The 15655-nt window shown below is 63.5% G+C and carries 14 protein-coding genes; 7 read left to right on the top strand and 7 right to left on the bottom strand.

Features of this window, described 5'->3' with window-relative positions; translation table 11 throughout:
• Window positions 1–76 precede the first annotated feature (76 nt).
• Window positions 77–388 (bottom strand): hypothetical protein, encoded by a 312-nt coding sequence (locus JKL48_RS03890; protein WP_201978698.1) that lies wholly within the window; start codon window positions 386–388, stop codon window positions 77–79.
• Window positions 389–737: 349 nt separating this feature from the next.
• Between JKL48_RS03890 and JKL48_RS03885 the strand changes: the two genes are divergently transcribed.
• Complete coding sequence (locus JKL48_RS03885; protein ID WP_201978696.1) at window positions 738–1928, top strand: lactonase family protein; 1191 nt, start codon at window positions 738–740, stop codon at window positions 1926–1928.
• Window positions 1929–2020: 92 nt separating this feature from the next.
• Window positions 2021–3154 carry an AI-2E family transporter gene (locus tag JKL48_RS03880; RefSeq protein WP_201978693.1) on the top strand — a complete coding sequence of 378 codons (1134 nt, stop codon included), beginning with the start codon at window positions 2021–2023 and terminating at the stop codon, window positions 3152–3154.
• A 148-nt stretch (window positions 3155–3302) separates the two neighbouring features.
• Here JKL48_RS03880 and JKL48_RS03875 read toward each other — a convergent pair whose 3' ends face one another.
• Complete coding sequence (locus tag JKL48_RS03875) at window positions 3303–3734, bottom strand: hypothetical protein (protein WP_201978690.1); 432 nt, start codon at window positions 3732–3734, stop codon at window positions 3303–3305.
• 194 nt (window positions 3735–3928) lie between these two features.
• Between JKL48_RS03875 and JKL48_RS03870 the strand changes: the two genes are divergently transcribed.
• Window positions 3929–4333, top strand: a complete 405-nt coding sequence (locus tag JKL48_RS03870; RefSeq protein ID WP_201978687.1) for a hypothetical protein — start codon at window positions 3929–3931, stop codon at window positions 4331–4333.
• A 139-nt stretch (window positions 4334–4472) separates the two neighbouring features.
• Here JKL48_RS03870 and JKL48_RS03865 read toward each other — a convergent pair whose 3' ends face one another.
• The 4 genes from JKL48_RS03865 to JKL48_RS03850 all read right to left on the bottom strand — a co-directional run bounded on the left by JKL48_RS03865 (window position 4473) and on the right by JKL48_RS03850 (window position 10340).
• Entirely contained in the window at window positions 4473–5366 is an 894-nt protein-coding gene (locus JKL48_RS03865; protein WP_201978684.1) for a DUF6929 family protein, read from the bottom strand.
• Window positions 5367–5376: 10 nt separating this feature from the next.
• Entirely contained in the window at window positions 5377–7398 is a 2022-nt protein-coding gene (locus tag JKL48_RS03860; RefSeq protein ID WP_201978681.1) for an RICIN domain-containing protein, read from the bottom strand.
• A gap of 229 nt (window positions 7399–7627) precedes the next feature.
• The gene (locus JKL48_RS03855; protein ID WP_201978678.1) at window positions 7628–8299 is read right to left on the bottom strand and encodes a response regulator; all 672 of its coding nucleotides are present in this window, start codon (window positions 8297–8299) and stop codon (window positions 7628–7630) included.
• 139 nt (window positions 8300–8438) lie between these two features.
• The gene (locus JKL48_RS03850; protein WP_201978676.1) at window positions 8439–10340 is read right to left on the bottom strand and encodes a tetratricopeptide repeat-containing sensor histidine kinase; all 1902 of its coding nucleotides are present in this window, start codon (window positions 10338–10340) and stop codon (window positions 8439–8441) included.
• A 404-nt stretch (window positions 10341–10744) separates the two neighbouring features.
• Here JKL48_RS03850 and JKL48_RS03845 point away from each other — a divergent pair, with 404 nt between their 5' ends.
• On the top strand, window positions 10745–10954 hold the full coding sequence (locus JKL48_RS03845) for a hypervirulence associated TUDOR domain-containing protein (protein WP_201978673.1): 210 nt from the start codon (window positions 10745–10747) through the stop codon (window positions 10952–10954).
• A 192-nt stretch (window positions 10955–11146) separates the two neighbouring features.
• Window positions 11147–12442 carry a DUF418 domain-containing protein gene (locus JKL48_RS03840; RefSeq protein ID WP_201978670.1) on the top strand — a complete coding sequence of 432 codons (1296 nt, stop codon included), beginning with the start codon at window positions 11147–11149 and terminating at the stop codon, window positions 12440–12442.
• Window positions 12443–12600: 158 nt separating this feature from the next.
• Here JKL48_RS03840 and JKL48_RS03835 read toward each other — a convergent pair whose 3' ends face one another.
• The gene (locus JKL48_RS03835) at window positions 12601–14181 is read right to left on the bottom strand and encodes an amino acid permease (RefSeq protein ID WP_201978669.1); all 1581 of its coding nucleotides are present in this window, start codon (window positions 14179–14181) and stop codon (window positions 12601–12603) included.
• A 289-nt stretch (window positions 14182–14470) separates the two neighbouring features.
• Between JKL48_RS03835 and JKL48_RS03830 the strand changes: the two genes are divergently transcribed.
• Window positions 14471–14914: a hypothetical protein gene (locus JKL48_RS03830; RefSeq protein WP_201978667.1), complete on the top strand. Its 444-nt coding sequence runs from the start codon at window positions 14471–14473 to the stop codon at window positions 14912–14914.
• A 167-nt stretch (window positions 14915–15081) separates the two neighbouring features.
• Window positions 15082–15525: a DUF4890 domain-containing protein gene (locus tag JKL48_RS03825; RefSeq protein WP_201978665.1), complete on the top strand. Its 444-nt coding sequence runs from the start codon at window positions 15082–15084 to the stop codon at window positions 15523–15525.
• Window positions 15526–15655 lie beyond the last annotated feature (130 nt).

Genomic DNA, 15655 nt, shown 5'->3' with positions numbered 1-15655 from the left:
TGTACGGCGTTAAAGACGGTGCACCGAGTGCGAAACCGCGGCAAGGAAGCCCTGGCCAACCATCGGAGCCGCCGCGCTAGTGCGCGACGCTTTGCGGCGCACCGGCCGGCTTGGTTTCCAGCAATTGGTACTGCTGGCGGAAAAGAACGTCCTGGCAAACGTGCTGCCGGCCCGAATTTTCGGTGACGACCCAATCGCCGGCAAAAAGCGTGATTCGGCTCCGGCCGCTGGTCAGGAAAGCGTGGGGCGGCATGGCCAGGAGCCATCCGCCGCCCGGATGGCCGGGGGCTTCGTCGGAAACGCCGGCAATGGCAAGCCCCGGAAACCACTGCACCGCTTCGACTACCTGCAGCACGGAACCAAGCGGTAAGCGCGTAAAGTGAGGCATGAACAAGTGAGTAAGAGAGAAATAAAACAGCCGGCTTCACAACTGGCGGCGCTATTCGGGGGCACCGGTTGCTGCTTTCTGGCCGCCGAAGCAGCAAGATTAATACCCATCAAATGAACATATTGTGAGCCTTCGCCCACGGGCCGGCTTTCGTGGCGCGGCAAGGCACGGCGGCGCGGTGGGCAGGGCCACCCTCCGTTTTTCGGCGGCTGGGGCGGGCGGCGTTTGCCGCGCTGGCATTGCGGCTCCGCTGGCTCCGGCAGCCAACTTGTGCCATGCGGCGGCGCGGGCACGGGGCCAATGCCGGGGATTGTTGCATTTTTGCAGCCTATTCTTACCGCTCCCTTAAATGTCCCACCCCATTGCCTTGCCGCGCCTGTTGGTAGCGGCCAATTGCCTCGGCCTCCTATCCGTTCTGCTGAGTGGCTGCGTGCGCTCCGCCGGTCCATCAACTAGCGCCAAGGAGTACCTCCTGTATGTGGGCACCAACGTGGCTGGCGAGCAGGACAACACGATTTTTCTCTACCGCGTCTCCCCCACCACCGGTGCCCTCACCCGCGTGAGCGCCCAGCACGGCGGCGCCAGCCCAACGTACCTCACGCTGGGCGCCAGCCGCCGCTTTCTGTACGCAGTGAACGAAACCCAGTCCTTTCGGGGGGCCAAAAGCGGGGCCGTCAGCGCGTTTGCCGTGGACCCGCACTCCGGCGACCTCAAGCTCCTCAACCAGCAGCCGTCCAACGGCGCCTCGCCCTGCTACATCAGCCTCGACCACACCGGCAAAGCAGCGCTGGTGGCCAACTACGTGGGCGGCAACGTGAGCCTGCTGCCCGTGGCGGCCGACGGCCGGCTGGGCGCGCCCGTTACCGACCAGCACGAGGGCTCCGGCCCGCACCGCAACCAGGGCGGCCCCCACGCCCACTGCCTCCTCCCCGACCCGGCCAACCGGTTTGCCTTTGCTGTGAACCTGGGCACCGACCGCGTGTATGCCTACCGCCTCGACCCGGCCGCCGGGCGCCTCACGCGCCAGCCCGAGCCGGCCTTCGTGGCCAAGCCCGGCGCCGGCCCGCGCCACCTCGTGTTCCACCCCAACGGCAAGCACGCCTACCTGATTAACGAGCTGAGCTCGACGGTGACGGCGCTGGCCTACGACGCAGCCGGGGGGCGCTTCACGGAAATGCAGACCCTATCGGCGCTGCCGGCGGGCTACACGGGCGAAAACTCCTGCGCCGACCTTCACGTTTCGCCCAACGGCTTGTTTCTCTACGCTTCCAACCGCGGCCACAACAGCATCGCGGTGTTCGCCATCGATTCGGGCACGGGCACGCTGGTGCCCATTCAGGACGTTGATACGCAAGGCAAGACGCCGCGCAACTTCACCCTCGACCCCAGCGGCCGGCTCCTGCTGGTGGCCAACCAAAACTCCAACAACGTGGTCACGTTCCGCGTCGACCCGCAATCGGGCCAGCTCACGCCCACCGGCCAAACCACGGAAGTGCCGTCGCCCATGTTCCTGCAGGTAGCCGAGGATTTTACGCGCTGAGGCCCGTTGTGGGCCGTACTTGCGGCAACGCCCTGGGCCTGGGAACGTAAGCGGGCCTACGCTACACCTGCGCTTATCGCCTTCCCCGTTCTATGCCCGACCCCGACAACCACTCCCGCGAGCTGCAATTTCCGCTCTACGTTAAGGCACCGCTCGTGCTGCTGGGGCTGGCCCTCACGGTGTTCACGCTGCACATTGCCAGCGAAATCATCTTCCCGCTGTTTTTTGCGGCCATCTTTGCCATCATGCTGCACCCCGTGGAGCAGTGGCTGCTCCGGCACCGGGTGCCGCCGCTGCTGGCCATTGCCCTTACGGTGGTGCTGGGCGTGACGGCGCTGCTGGGCCTGCTGTACTTCATTTACCTCGAAGCGGCGCAGCTATCCAGCCAGATGCCGCTGTTCAAGGCCAAGTTTGCCCAGACCACCGCGCAGGTGCACCAGTGGCTGCAAAGCCGCTTCGGCCTGAGCGACCAGAAGCTGCAGGGCTGGCTGAACGAAGCCGGCAACCGCGCGTCGGGCCTGCTGGGCGGCACGCTGTCGGCCGTGTCCGGCCTGCTGGTGGTCGCCACGCTGATTCCGGTCTACATTTTCCTGTTGTTTCTCTACCAAAAGCGCCTAGTCGATTTTTTAATTCAGGCCTTTTCCGGCCACCGGCAGGACGCCGGCGTGACCGAGGTGCTGCGCGAGAGCAAAGCCGCCATTCAGAGCTACATGGTGGGCCTGCTCATCGAGGCCAGCATTGTGGCCACGCTCAACACCGTGGCGCTGCTCATCATTGGGGTGCCGTATGCGCTGCTGCTGGGCGTGCTGGGCGCGCTGCTGAATTTTATTCCTTATATCGGCGGGCTCATTGCCATTGCCCTGCCCATGCTCATGGCCTTTGTGGCCAAGCCCGGCTATGGCCACGCGCTGGCCGTACTGGCCGCCTACATGGTTATTCAATTCATTGACAACCACTACCTCATTCCGCGCATTGTGGCCTCCAAAATCAAGGTCAACGCCCTGGTGGCCATCGTGGGCGTGCTGGTAGGCAATGCCATTGGCGGGGTGGCGGGCATGTTTTTGGCGCTGCCCGTTATCGCCATTCTCAAGATTGTGTTCGACCGCATCGAGTCGCTCAAGCCCTGGGGCATGGTGCTGGGCGATGAAGAAACGCCCCGCGGGCGCCGCGTGAACCCGCCGCGCAAAGAGGTGTTGCAGGAAGAAAGCAAATCGAAGGATGCTTAAGTAGGCTGTTGGCCCGTCCTGCCGAGCTTGCCAATAGCGCGCAAGTAATCAGATTTACTGCTGCACGCGAGATGCTTCGATTACGCTTCGCAGGGCGTCCTAAAGCCTTTCCCTGAGTCGCTTGGCATACACCGGCCACCCGCCCCTGCTACCGGCTTAGCTCCGGGCTGCGCAGCCAGGCTTCGGCATCTTCTACGTTGGAAAACCGCTTGAACAGCAAGCCCGTCGGCGCCGCCGACACAACCGACTGGGTGGATAGCCGGTGCAGTGGGTCGGCCCCTTCCACAATGGCGCAGTAGCGGGCCTGGGCCTGGCCGATGGCCCTCGGAATCCATTGCTCCGTTAGCCACTGCTGCGCCTGGCCCGATAGCGGCTGGCGCTGGCCGTGGTCCGACAGCATTTTGCGGGTTCCGGTGCTGCGCAGCAGCTCCAATACCTGCTCGTAATAGGTCTGCAAGGCCTCAAAAGAAGCCCGCCCGCTGCCCCAGGCCAAGCGCACAAAGCCCGCCGGATGGTAAGAAACCTTGCCCACGACACTTTGAAAATAAATGGTTTCCTGCGCGCGGGGTGCTTGGTTCATAAAAAAGGTAGAGGCCGCACAATAAAATTGCCACAAAAGCCCACAAATCTACGTTCCATACCGCCAAGCGCCGCTTCCTGAAAACGACACGGGCATAAATACGTATATCCCCCCGTCCTCAGTCTTATCAATAGATTATTTTCAAGTTAAATTATATTATTTCTAATACATCTGCGTGCTTTCGCTTATCCTCTATGCGTTTATACTTTGAAAATCCTGTTGGGCGTGTGCTGGAACATCCCCATGGCTATGCCTTGGTCCAATACGCCGAGGGACCCCGCGATTTCGCAACGTTTCAGGCTCTTCTTACGCACACGCACCAGCTTTTGCGTCGCCACGGCTGGCACAAAATCCTGGCCGACCAACGCTACATCACCACCTTTACCGCCGAAGAGCAGCAGTGGGTGGCCAACTATTGGCTGGAGCGCAGCGCCCAGGATGGCTACGAGCTATACGGAGCCGTGCTGGTGTCCGGCGAGCGGCTGGCCCACTTGCCACCCGACGCCCTCGCCGACACCTTGCACCAGCAGTCGGCCCTCCGGTACCGGTTGTTTGCTACCGAAGATGAAGCGACGGCCTGGCTCCTGCAATTGCCCTAGCCTGTCGGGGCTTATTCGGCCAGGGCCGCGGGGCGAAAATCGATTGACTTTACCGGCGGGCCAAGTGGCTGCACACGAGGCATTTCGCTGTGCGCTGCAGCACACGAAAAGCAGCCCAAAAGTGGGGCAAGAGACGCACTCACAGCACCAGATGAGCCGTAGCGGCGGTGCTCCCGCCCGCGTCGTCATCGGTCACGAGCAATAGCTCAAACTGGCCATCGGCCAGTTGCTGCCGCACCGCCAACCCTTCCACTTTGCCGTAATACGGCCGGCCATCGGCCCAGGCCAAGCGGGCGAAGGTGGCTGTGTGCGCCGCCACGTCCACCACTCCGATAAACGAGCCGAGCACGGCCCCATCCAGCACGGCATCGGCGGTATTTTCGACGGAAGCCGACACGAACAGGACTCCGTTTACGAACGACGCGCCCGAAAAGCCGGCCGGGCACCCGTCAATTAGCGGCAGCTCGAATACAAGCTGGTGCGGCGAGGGCACCCGTGCTCCAGCGGCCCCGGCCAGCAGTTGAAGTACCGGCGCCAGCGGCAGCACGAACAGCGCCGCCGCATCGGCCCGGCCCACGGTGCGCTGAAACAGCAGCAGCTCCGCGTCGGTGGTCGCGGCGGCTTCGAGGTTGAGGGCTACCCCGGCGGGCAGGTGGGCGCTGAGGTGGGCGTAGAGCAGCGCCAGGTCCAGCAGCTGGGGCGTTTGAGGGCTTTCGGAGGGCACAAACCAGCCGCGGGCCCGGTTGGGGCGGCTGCCGGAGCCGAGCAGCAGCAAGCCGGGGCGGCCATCGGGCCAGGTCAGGGCGGCCATGCACTCTAGGTCGGGCTTTTCGGGCTTGGGAATCCGGCCGGTGGCGAAGGCAGCAGTATCAAACAGCGCAATCCGATTGGTAACGGCCAGCGTGGCCGCATCGAGCTGGTACAGGTACGGCGAGTCGTCGCCAACGACGTAGGCGGCACTGCCGATAATTTCAACTCCCGATGCAGAGGGCAGCCCCGGCAGCTGGTTTTCGGTGAGAATGGTGGCAGTCATGGACGTGTTCCTACTTCACAATCACCAGTTCCACGCGGCGGTTGAGGCGCCGGGTCTCCTCGCGGTCGTTGCTGAATTTTGGCTTCGAACCCCCAAAGCCCACCGTGCTGATGCGCTTCTCGTCGACGCCGCGGCCCACCAGGTAGCGCTTCACTTCGGCCACCCGGTCTTCGGACAGCTGCTGGTTTTTATCGGCCGGGCCCACGTTGTCGGTGTGGCCTTCGAGGCGGATGTCGGTGGTGGGGCTGGCCTGCATGGCAATGGCCAGGCGGTTGAGCTCGGTGTAGGCGGTGCCCAGCAGCGTGGCTTTGCCCTGGGTGAAAATGATGCTGGGCAAGTCGACTTTGGCCCCCACGGCGGCGGGCAGCAGCAGCAGGTCGAGGCGGGGCGAACCGCTGGCCACCAGGGTGTCGCCCACGGTCAGAAAACCGCCGCCGTTGGCCGAGAGGTAGTATTTGCCGGGCAGCAGCGACATCTGGTAATTGCCCGAATTATCGGCCCGACTGGTGGCGTTGAACTGCGCCCCGGTGGCCGTGCTCAGCAGGTTGGCCTTCACCACGGCGCCGGGCACCGGCTGCTTGGTGCGGGCATCGAGCACGCGCCCGCTCAGGAAGGCCCGCCCGCCGCTTTCGCCGGCCTCGGCCACGACGGGCTTGGGCAGCGAATCGGGGGGCGTAGCGCGGCCCGTGCGCAGGATGTCCTTGGTGCCATTGGGCGTGGCCGAGGAGGAAAAATAGGCCGTCTTGCCGTCGGGCGAGAGGCAGAGGTAGGCGTTGAAGCCGGGTCCGTTCAGGGCCGGGCCCAGGTTGCGGGGCTCGCTCCACTTGCTCCAGCTTTCATCGAGCCGGCGGCTCACAAAAATATCGGCCGAGCCGTAGCCCATGTGGCCATACGAGGCAAAATAAAGGGTTTTGCCGTCGGGCGCGAGCCAGGGCGCAAAGTCGAAGCCGGGCGAATTCAGCACCGGCCCCAGGCTTTTGGGCTCGGTGTAGCCGCCGCTGCCGTCGGGCCGGCTCAGGTAAATGTCGTTGCCGCCTTCGGAGTCGCCGCGTTCCAGCGAGAGGAGCAGCACCTGCCCATCGGCCGACATGTAAAAGCCCGTGCCGGGCACCGCCGAATAGAAATTGGCAATGCGCAGGGCCTCGGGCCGCACACTTTTGGGGGTGGCGCCGGGGGCGGTGGCGGCCGCCTGGGCCACCCGGCTCAGGCCCTCGTCCAGGAAGCCGTCGCGGCCGTAGGTGCCGCGCACCAGCAGCATCTGCCCGCCCGTGCCCGTCGTCGATTCCACGGCGTTGTTCTGGGGGGTGTTCACGCCATCGAGGCGGGTGGGCGGGCCCCAGGTCTGGCCTTTGTCGGGGCTTTGGCTCAGCCAGGCATCGCCCGAGTCGGTGTTGCCTTCGGTGTTGCCGGCAAATTTGGTGCGGGCGAAGTACAGCGTGTTGCCGTCGGGGCTGAGCACGGGGTGCACCTCGTTGCCGGGCGTGTTCACGCTGCCGGCCAGCGGCAGCGGTGGCCCAAACGGCGAGGGGCCTTCCAGCACATTCAGGCGCAGCCGAAACAGGTGCCACTGCTGGCTGGCCCGCCCGTTGCTCTTCTGGGCCACCACCGCTGTACCGTTGAACTTGTCGGACGAGGCCAGGGCCGCCACCCGGCTTTCGCTGCGGTTTTCGAGCTGAAAGCTGCCGGCCGGCCCGGCCGGCACCAGCCGCCACTGCTGCTGCTCGCTGCCCTGAAACGGCCGCTGCACCAGCGCCGTGCCTTCGCCGGGCTTGTCCACGGTCAGGCACTGGGTGCTGTGGCGGGCCTCGATGCGGAAATACTCGCTGCCCTCCCGGATGGGCACAAACCGCCATTGCTGGCTGTTGGCGTGGGTGAACTCCCACTGCACCACGGGCGCGCCGTTGGCCGTGCTGGCGCTGGCCACGTCGAGGCAGCGCCCGCTGCCCCGGTCAATCAGTCCGTAATACGCCCGGTCATCGGGCACAAAAGCTGCTTGAGCAGAGGCAACCAGGGGCAGAAAAAGGAGTAGCAACAGCAATCGAAACATCGGCGGGGGCGCGCCGAAAAGGAGCACGCTTGGGTGAACTACGCAAAAGAACGCCGGAATGGCGGGGAATAATATCTCCGCCCGTCATCCTGAACGCAGTGAAGGACCTTACCGCCGAAGAACAGTATGTAGTGATTCAACCGCTGTGGACGTGATAAGGTCCACAGCGGCGCTCAGGATGACAAGCGTTTTTCCGCCTTCAATCCTTCCCTGCTCAGGCCAGCAGCTTGTGCTTGATGGCGTACTGAATGAGGCCCACGACCGATTTGCAGCTGGTTTTGGTGAGAATGTTTTTGCGGTGCGTTTCCACCGTGCGCTCCGAAATAAACAGGGCCTCGGCAATGGCGTGGTTTGACTTTTCTTCCGCCACCAGGCGCAAAATCTCCTTTTCGCGGGTAGTCAGTTCCACCACCGGCGCTACGGGGCCGCGCTGGCCGGGCACGTCGAGGTGCTGGAGCAGGGTCTGGCCCACTTCCTGGCTGTAGTGGGTGCGGCCGGCGGCCACATCGGCAATGGCGGCGCTGAGCTCGGCCTTGGTGGTGTTTTTTAGGAGGTAGCCCATGCCGCCGGCTTCGAGCACTTCCATCACCGAAGCGTGGTCGTGAAACATGCTCAGGGCCAGCACCCGCACGGCCGGAAAGCTGGCCCGAATGTGCTGGGTCAGCTCCACACCGCTCATCTGGGGCATGTTGAGGTCGACAATGGCCACCCCGATTTCGGGGTGCTCGCGCAGGCGGCGCAGGGCGTCGGCGCCGGTATTGGCCTGGGCCACCACACGGATGACCGGGTCGTTTTTGAGCAGGGTTTTGATGCCCTCTATCACCAGCTGGTGGTCGTCGACCAGCAGCAGGTTGATGCGGGCCGAAACCGGGTAAGCGTCACTCATGGCCAAAAGAAATTAATGCAGAATGAAAGGGAGCAGCACCAGCCCGCCATGTCCCGGCGCAGTGTAGAAGTCAGAATGCCTTTAACTCAAACATACTTCAATTTTATTATACAACGAAAAAAACGGCCTTTCGCGCGCATCAGTCCGGCAGGGGCACCGTGGCCGTGACGGAGGTGCCGTGGCCGGGGCGGCTGTCGAGGTCCAGCACGCCGCCGAGGTAGGCCATGCGGCTCTCGATGTTTTTCAGGCCAATGCCGGCGTCTTCGCCCAGCGCGGTGGGGTCGAAGCCCACGCCGTTGTCTTCCACCAGCACGGTCAGCTCATCGGGATGGCGAATGATTTGCAGCGTCACTTCGGTGGCCTGGGCGTGCTTGAGAATGTTCTGCACCAGCTCCTGAATCACGCGAAACAGCACGTTTTCGGTGGTGGGCTCCAGGCGGCCGCCCCGGTCCAGGCCCACCACTTCGAGGTTAATTTTGACGCGGCCGGCCGCCGGGAGCTTGTCCAGAAAATCGCGCACGGCCTGGGCCAGCCCCCGCTTGATGAGAGCATTGGGCATGAGGTTGTGGCTGATGCTGCGCACCTCCTTGAAGCTTTCGTCCACCACGTCCAGGGCATTTTGCAGCAAGGCCTGCTGGCCCTGGGTGCGCACGCCCAGTTCCTCGCCCAGCGAGTGCAGGTTCATTTTGGCCGCGGTGAGGAGCTGGCCCACGCCGTCGTGCAAATCGGAGCCGATGCGGCGGCGCTCGGTTTCTTCGGCTTCGAGCACGGCCTGGGCGCGCAGGCGCTCCAGCTGCTGCCGCTCCTGGGCAAATTCCACCTCGCGCCGCAGCCGGCGGCGGTTGTAGAGCAGGTAGGCCAGGCCGGCCAGCAGCAGGGCCACCGCCAGCCCGGCCCACAGCTGCACATTGCGCCGCCGGATAACCTGCTGCTGGGTGCGCAGCTGCGCCGCCTGCAGGCGGTTCTGGGCGTCTTTTTTCTCGGTGTCGTACTTGGTTTGCAGCTCGGCCACCTGCTGGGTGCTTTGCTCCTGAAACAGAGAATCGTTCAGCAGCTGAAAGCGCCGCTGCCACTGCAAGGCTTTGGCGGGCTGCCCGTTGTCTTCGTACAGCGCGGCAAAACCGTTGTACACCACCCGCACGATGGGCAGTGCGTGCAGGCGCCGGCTGAGCTGCAGGGCGTGCTGGTAGGCGGCTTCGGCCTCCTTGGTCCGGTGCAGCAGGGCCAGGGCGTCGCCCAGGTTCAGCCACGACTCGGCCTGCCCCTGCTCGTTGCCTTCGGCCTGGTCGATGGCCAGCGTTTGGCGGTAGTAGCGGTAGGCTTCGGCGCCGTTTTTCAGCTTCAGGGCCAGGCCGCCGAGGTTGTAGAGCGCCAGCACGGCAACGCTGGAGTCGCCCAGGGCACGGGCTTTTTGCAGGGAAATATGGAAGTCGGCGCGGGCGGCGGCCTGCTGGTTTTGCTCCATCAGTGCCGTGCCGCTGTTGTTGAAGGCGATGGCCAACGGCTTGGCGGCGCGCGCATCGCCGGCCTGCACGGCCTGGCCCAGCAGGCGCTGGGCACGGCGGGCGTATTCCAGGCTCAGGTCGAGCTTGTGGAGGTTTTTGTTGGTGGTGGCCAGCCCCAGGCAGGCACTGCCCTGGCCCAGCAGGTCGTGCCGCTGCTCGGCCAGGCGCAGGGCCTGCATCAGGTTTTGGGCCGCGGCGGGAAAGTCGCCTTCGGCGTTGGCGAGGCGGCCCAGCAGCAGCAGCGCTGCTTGTTGCTGCGCGGGGCGGCCGGGCGCCGCCGTGGCCCGCTGCAAGGCCAAGGAGGCCAGCCGCTTGGCTTCGGCAGGCTCGGTGGGGCGCAGCGCGGTGGCGTCGGCCAGCAGCAGGCGCAGCTGAGCGGTATCGGCGGCTGTTGCCCGGCGCTGGTTCAGGCTGTCGACCAGCGGCGAATTGGCAGGCGTCTGGGCGTTGGCTGGCCTGGCGGCGCCGAGCCACAGGCCAGCAATGAACAGCCCGATTTGCAGAAATAATTGGCCGCCTGGGTTAGAAAATCGCATGGGGTCAGCAGGTTGAAAAACGTTTTCATCTTCTTCCTTTTCGCGCTTTCGCCGTGTTGGCTTGTGGCGGTATCAACCATCACGCAAGCCCATTCACCGGCTATGCAAAAGCAGCCAAGAATATCAGAACCGCTAAGTAAAGCAATTATGCCATACTTAACGGCGCCGTTTTCCTAATTTTTAGGTAGCCCTTTCCTGGCTGCCCTGGTAGCTGGAGCCGCAGCGTCGACCGGCCGCTTGCCGCCGAGCGGGCAACTTGGCACCCGCAGGGCGTGCTCATTTCGTCGGCACTTGCGGCCAGGCGGGCCATAGCCCGGCAACGGTTCCACTCAATTGGCAGTAAGTAATGGACTTTTGAGCCATACGTTGCTCTGTCCCTCACCTTTCTTTTTCCCTTCCCACCCATGCGCAAAGGCACCAAAGTCACCTGGAAATACGGCACCGGCACGGCCACCGGCAAAATAGAATCGGTGCACAAAGAGCCCGTTTCCCGCACCATCAAAGGCTCCGAAATTCACCGCAACGGCTCGGCCGCCGACCCGGCCCTGGTCATCGTGCAGGAGAATGGCGACCGGGTGCTCAAGCTCAAAAGCGAAGTAAAATCTGCTTCCTGAGCCCCCGTTGGGGCTTGGCTGCCCAACTCCTGCCGCCGGCTGCTTCGCCCGCCGGCGCTAGGGCTACCCCACGCGCAATGCTCTGCCGGCTTATCATTCCAAGCAGCGGCAACCCAAAGCTATTTTCAGGAACATTTTATATAATAATTAACCTATATTAACGGCGCGTTACGGTCCCCATTTCTCGCGCCCATGTCTCCTGTACCCACTCCCCTGCCAGCCGAGCCCCTGGCCGAAACCGACCGCGCCGAGCTCCTTGATGCCTTGCGCGGCTTTGCCCTGTGCGGCGTGTGCCTGGCCAACCTGTTCACGGGCTTCAGCTTGTGGCACGAGCCGGGCACCGGCGTGCCATCCACCCCACTGCCAACGGACACCACCGACCCCGCCGCCGCTTTCTTCATTCGGGCGTTGGTCGATGGCAAGTTTTACTCCCTGTTTTCGCTGCTGTTCGGCATCGGTTTCGCGGTGCAGCTGCAACGCGCCACCGCCCGCGGCGACGAGCAGCTGCTGACGTACCGGCGGCGGCTGTGGGTGCTGCTGGGCATTGGGCTGGTGCACCTGCTGTTCATTTGGCCCGGCGATATTCTGGCTTTTTACGCGCTGGTGGGCCTGTTGCTGGTGCGGCTTCGGCACCTGTCGGACCGGGCCATTGGGCGCTGGGCGGTGGTGTTGCTGCTGGTGCCCGTGCCGCTGTGGGCCGTGTTTTGGCTGGGCGGCGGCTGGAAAGCGCTGGTGCCGCTCACGCCGGCCGCTCCGTTTTACGCCCTCGGCCAAGCCATCGACCAACCCCTGCACATCAAGTCCTTTTACCAGGTAATGGCCAACACCAGTTGGATGTTTTTCTTCAAAGCCATGCGCTCGGGCATCTTTTACCGCGCCGGCGACCTGCTCTTTCAGTGGCGGGTGTGCAAAGTGCTGGCCATGTTTCTGCTGGGGCTGTGGGCAGGGCGGCACCAGGTGTTCCGGCAGCTCGATGCGTACCGGCCGCTCCTGCGGCGCGTGGCCCTTGGCGGGCTGGCGCTGGGCCTGGCGGCCAGTCTGCTCAACGCTTACCTTGACCACAGCCCGGAATACTTCCAGGGCCTGGCGCCGGGACTAACTTTTGCGGTGCTTTATGCCCTGGGCGTGGGGCCTCTGTCCCTGGGTTACGCTGCCACGTTTGCGCTGGCGTGGCGGCGGCCGGGCGCGCAGCGGCTGCTACAACTACTGGCCCCTTTGGGCCGCATGGCCCTGAGCTGCTACCTCAGCCAGAGCATCATTGCCACTTTCTTGTTCTCGGGGCTGGGCCTGGGCTGGGTGGGCAAAGTGGGGCCGACGCTGCTGTGGCCGTTGGCGGCGGGCATCATCCTGTTTCAGTTGCTGCTGTGCCGCTGGTGGCTGGCCCGCTTCCGCTTTGGGCCGGCCGAGTGGGTCTGGCGCAGCCTCAGCTACGGGCAGGCGCAGACGCTGCGCCGCCCGGCAGACCTGCAAGCTGCTGCTATTGGCTGAAACGCAACCCGTTTATCAGGAAAAAAGCAGCCCCGCCAGTAACTGCTGGCGGGGCTTCCTTTTTGTTGATAAACGGGTAGTTGTCAGTTGTTCGTTGTCAGTTGTTGGTCTCAATACAAACCCAGACTAACAACTGACAACGAACAACTGACAACTAGCTAGCGGTTCCTGGGGTCGGGCTCGATGAAAGCTTCCGACTCCATCTCGGTGGGCACCACCACCACGCCCTGCTGGAGCATGGAATTGCGCTTGCCGTAGAGGAAGTACACCACAAAACCCAGTACCATCCAGCCAAAAGCCAGCAGCAGCGTGTTCTTGTCGAGCCCGATGATGAGCAGCGTGCACACCAGCGCCCCCATTATCGGCACCAGCGGAAACGACGGCGACGAGAGCGGCGCCATGAACGGGCGGGGCTGCGCGGGGTCCGACCGGCGCATAATCCAGACGCCAATGCTCACCAGCACGAAGGCCAGCAGCGTGCCAAACGACGTGAGGTCGCCGGCCACCGAGCCGGGCACGAAGGCCGCAAACAAACCCACGAACACCATCAGCATGAGGTTGGATTTGTAGGGCGTGTTGAACTTGGGGTGCAGCTCGGAGAAGGCTTTGGGCATGAGGCCGTCCTTGGCCATGGAGAAGAATACGCGGCTCTGGCCCATGAGCATCACCAGAATAACGGACGTGAAGCCCAGCAAAATCCCGATGGTCACGGCCGTGGCCAGCCAGCCGTAGCCGGTCATGTGCGCCCGGATGGCGTAGGCCACCGAGGCCTCGCCGCCAATGGCCGGGTCGGCAAATTCGCGCCAGTTGGCCACGCCCGTCAGTACGTGCCCAAACAGGATGTAGAGCACCGTGCAAATGGCCAGCGAGCCCAGAATGCCAATGGGCATGTCGCGCTTGGGGTTTTTGGCTTCCTGCGCGGCCGTGCTCACCGCATCGAACCCGATGAAGGCGAAGAACACAATGCCCGCGCCCCCGATGATGCCGCCCCAGCCGTGCTTGTTCCAGCCCTCGTAGGTGCGCACCACTTCGCCGGCGGCGTTTTTCACCACGGCATCGGCCGGAATCAGGTAGGGCGTGTGGTTGGCGGGGTTGATGAACTGCCAGCCGACAGCAATAAAAATCACCACAATCAGGGTTTTGAGCACCACGATAACGGCGTTGAACATGGCCGATTCCTGGGTGCCCTTCACCAGCAGCAGGCTCAGCATCACGATGATGAACAAGGCCGGCAGGTTAATCATGCCGTGCTGCTCCACCCCGTTTATAACGGCGTGCTCAAACGGAGAGTGGCTTAAATGATACGGTATACTGGTGTGAAAGACTTCCAGCAGCTTGTTCAAATACTCGCTCCAGGCAATGCTGACGGTGGCCGCGCCCAGCGCGTATTCCATGATGAGGGCCCAGCCAATGACCCAGGCCACGAACTCGCCCATGGTGGTGTAGGCGTAGGTGTAGGCCGAGCCGGCAATGGGAATCATGGCCGCAAACTCGGCGTAGCACAAGCCGGCGAACACGCAGCCAAAGGCGGCCAGCACGAAAGCCAGGGTCACGCCCGGTCCCGAGGCCTGCGCGGCGGCATTGGCGGTGCGCACAAACAGGCCGGCCCCGATGATGGCGCCCACGCCCAGGGCCACAAGGTTGCCGGCGCCCAGCGTGCGCTGCAGCGTGCCGTGCCCGGTGGAGTTGGCCTCGCCCAGGAGCACGGCCAACGGTTTTTTGGCGAAAATACTTGCCATGTGTTAGGTGTAAAGGAGGAAGAAGTATGAAATAAATGAGGGTTGAAACGAAGCCGCCCGGCAGCAGCCAGCCGAAATTTCGGTTAAGACCACGGCGGCGGGTCCGAAATATAGGCAGCAAATTCGCTACAACCCGTTTTTGGACCTTCCGAGGACATGGCGAAGCAATGGTCCGGCTTATTTTTACACCCTGGATGTTGTGTCGAAGGCGCTCGGATTAAACTCCGGCCATTTCGCTGCATCCAAATCCGCATCCTGGTTCCCTACATTCCATTCCTACAATCCGTTTATGCATAAATTTCTCGTGCTGCTGGCCACCGCCGCAGCCACTTCCACCACCTGCCTGGCGCAAGCCCCTGTCGTCCTCGGCCAGACCGGCCCCGCCCCTACCAGCGTGCCAAAACCATCGGACCAGATGGTGGAGCGCCGCACCCAGTACCTCGCCAAAGAGCTCGGCCTCAGCGCCGACCAGCAGGCCAAACTGAAACCCATCCTGCTGGCCCAGCGCCAGGACATGCAGACCCTGCACCAGCAAGTGAGCACCGCCGGCCGGCGCCGCGGCCTGGGCCAGGACGTGAAAGCCAACCAAGCCAAGTACGACGAGCAAATCCGGGCCGTGCTCACCCCGGCGCAGTACACCAAGTTCGACCAGCTGCGCACCGAGCAGCGGGAAAAACTGCGCGACTTCCGCGCCACTGGCCAAGCCGGCCAGGCTGCCCAGCCAACGGAATAATTGGCGGGGTTGGCCGGCAAAAAGCGCCGACTTATCGGCGGATTGCCGCCGGGGCGTGGCGGGCCGTTTTCCTGGCATACCGCTTGCAAACACCTTTTGCGTAACCGGACGGGCCACCTGGTTCCGCCGCTCATCCCTCAGTCACCCATTTTTCGCTTCAACCCCACATGAAAAAGACCCTTGTCCTGCTCGCTGCCCTCGCCTTCGCCACCGCCGGCACCAGCTTCGCCCAAACCGCTGTGAAAACCACCGGCTCCGATGCCAACCAGACGGCCCGCCACTACCAGAAAGGCCCGAAAGACCCCGCCAAGACGGCCGACCACAAAGCCGGCAAAATGGCCAAAGAGCTCGGCCTCAGCGCCGACCAGGAAGCCAAAGTAGAGCAGCTGTTGCTGGCCCGCCAGCAGGAAGGCGCCGCCCTCAAAGCCAAATACGGCGCCGACCGCATAGCCGGCCACGCCGAAATGAAGGCTTCGCACGAGAAGTACCAGGCCCAGCTCAAATCCATCCTCACGCCGGAGCAATACGCCAAGTTCGACAAGATGAAGGACGAGCACCACGGCCACGGCAAAGGCCAAGGCGGCAAAACGAAGGTGAAAGCCAAAGCTTAACGCCTCGCTTTCAGCACCTATCAAACAAAGCCCCAACCAGTCCGGTTGGGGCTTTTTTGTGCGTTTGGCCCCGCTGGGCACTTCTCTGCATTCCGGCGCTTGCTTATATTTGGCCAAACCACCCGGCTAA

The sequence above is a fragment of the Hymenobacter rubidus genome, from assembly GCF_016734815.1.
GTDB lineage: Bacteria > Bacteroidota > Bacteroidia > Cytophagales > Hymenobacteraceae > Hymenobacter > Hymenobacter rubidus.
Note: the sequence above shows the minus strand (reverse complement) of the source record. Positions and strands in the feature narration are given on the sequence as shown.

What these genes read in the sequence shown, in the direction of transcription:
- JKL48_RS03890 (WP_201978698.1), bottom strand. Translation starts at nt 388, where the DNA reads ATGCCTCACTTTACGCGCTTACCGCTTGGTTCCGTGCTGCAGGTAGTC.
- JKL48_RS03885 (WP_201978696.1), top strand. Translation starts at nt 738, where the DNA reads ATGTCCCACCCCATTGCCTTGCCGCGCCTGTTGGTAGCGGCCAATTGC.
- JKL48_RS03880 (WP_201978693.1), top strand. Translation starts at nt 2,021, where the DNA reads ATGCCCGACCCCGACAACCACTCCCGCGAGCTGCAATTTCCGCTCTAC.
- JKL48_RS03875 (WP_201978690.1), bottom strand. Translation starts at nt 3,734, where the DNA reads ATGAACCAAGCACCCCGCGCGCAGGAAACCATTTATTTTCAAAGTGTC.
- JKL48_RS03870 (WP_201978687.1), top strand. Translation starts at nt 3,929, where the DNA reads ATGCGTTTATACTTTGAAAATCCTGTTGGGCGTGTGCTGGAACATCCC.
- JKL48_RS03865 (WP_201978684.1), bottom strand. Translation starts at nt 5,366, where the DNA reads ATGACTGCCACCATTCTCACCGAAAACCAGCTGCCGGGGCTGCCCTCT.
- JKL48_RS03855 (WP_201978678.1), bottom strand. Translation starts at nt 8,299, where the DNA reads ATGAGTGACGCTTACCCGGTTTCGGCCCGCATCAACCTGCTGCTGGTC.
- JKL48_RS03850 (WP_201978676.1), bottom strand. Translation starts at nt 10,340, where the DNA reads ATGCGATTTTCTAACCCAGGCGGCCAATTATTTCTGCAAATCGGGCTG.
- JKL48_RS03845 (WP_201978673.1), top strand. Translation starts at nt 10,745, where the DNA reads ATGCGCAAAGGCACCAAAGTCACCTGGAAATACGGCACCGGCACGGCC.
- JKL48_RS03840 (WP_201978670.1), top strand. Translation starts at nt 11,147, where the DNA reads ATGTCTCCTGTACCCACTCCCCTGCCAGCCGAGCCCCTGGCCGAAACC.
- JKL48_RS03835 (WP_201978669.1), bottom strand. Translation starts at nt 14,181, where the DNA reads ATGGCAAGTATTTTCGCCAAAAAACCGTTGGCCGTGCTCCTGGGCGAG.
- JKL48_RS03830 (WP_201978667.1), top strand. Translation starts at nt 14,471, where the DNA reads ATGCATAAATTTCTCGTGCTGCTGGCCACCGCCGCAGCCACTTCCACC.
- JKL48_RS03825 (WP_201978665.1), top strand. Translation starts at nt 15,082, where the DNA reads ATGAAAAAGACCCTTGTCCTGCTCGCTGCCCTCGCCTTCGCCACCGCC.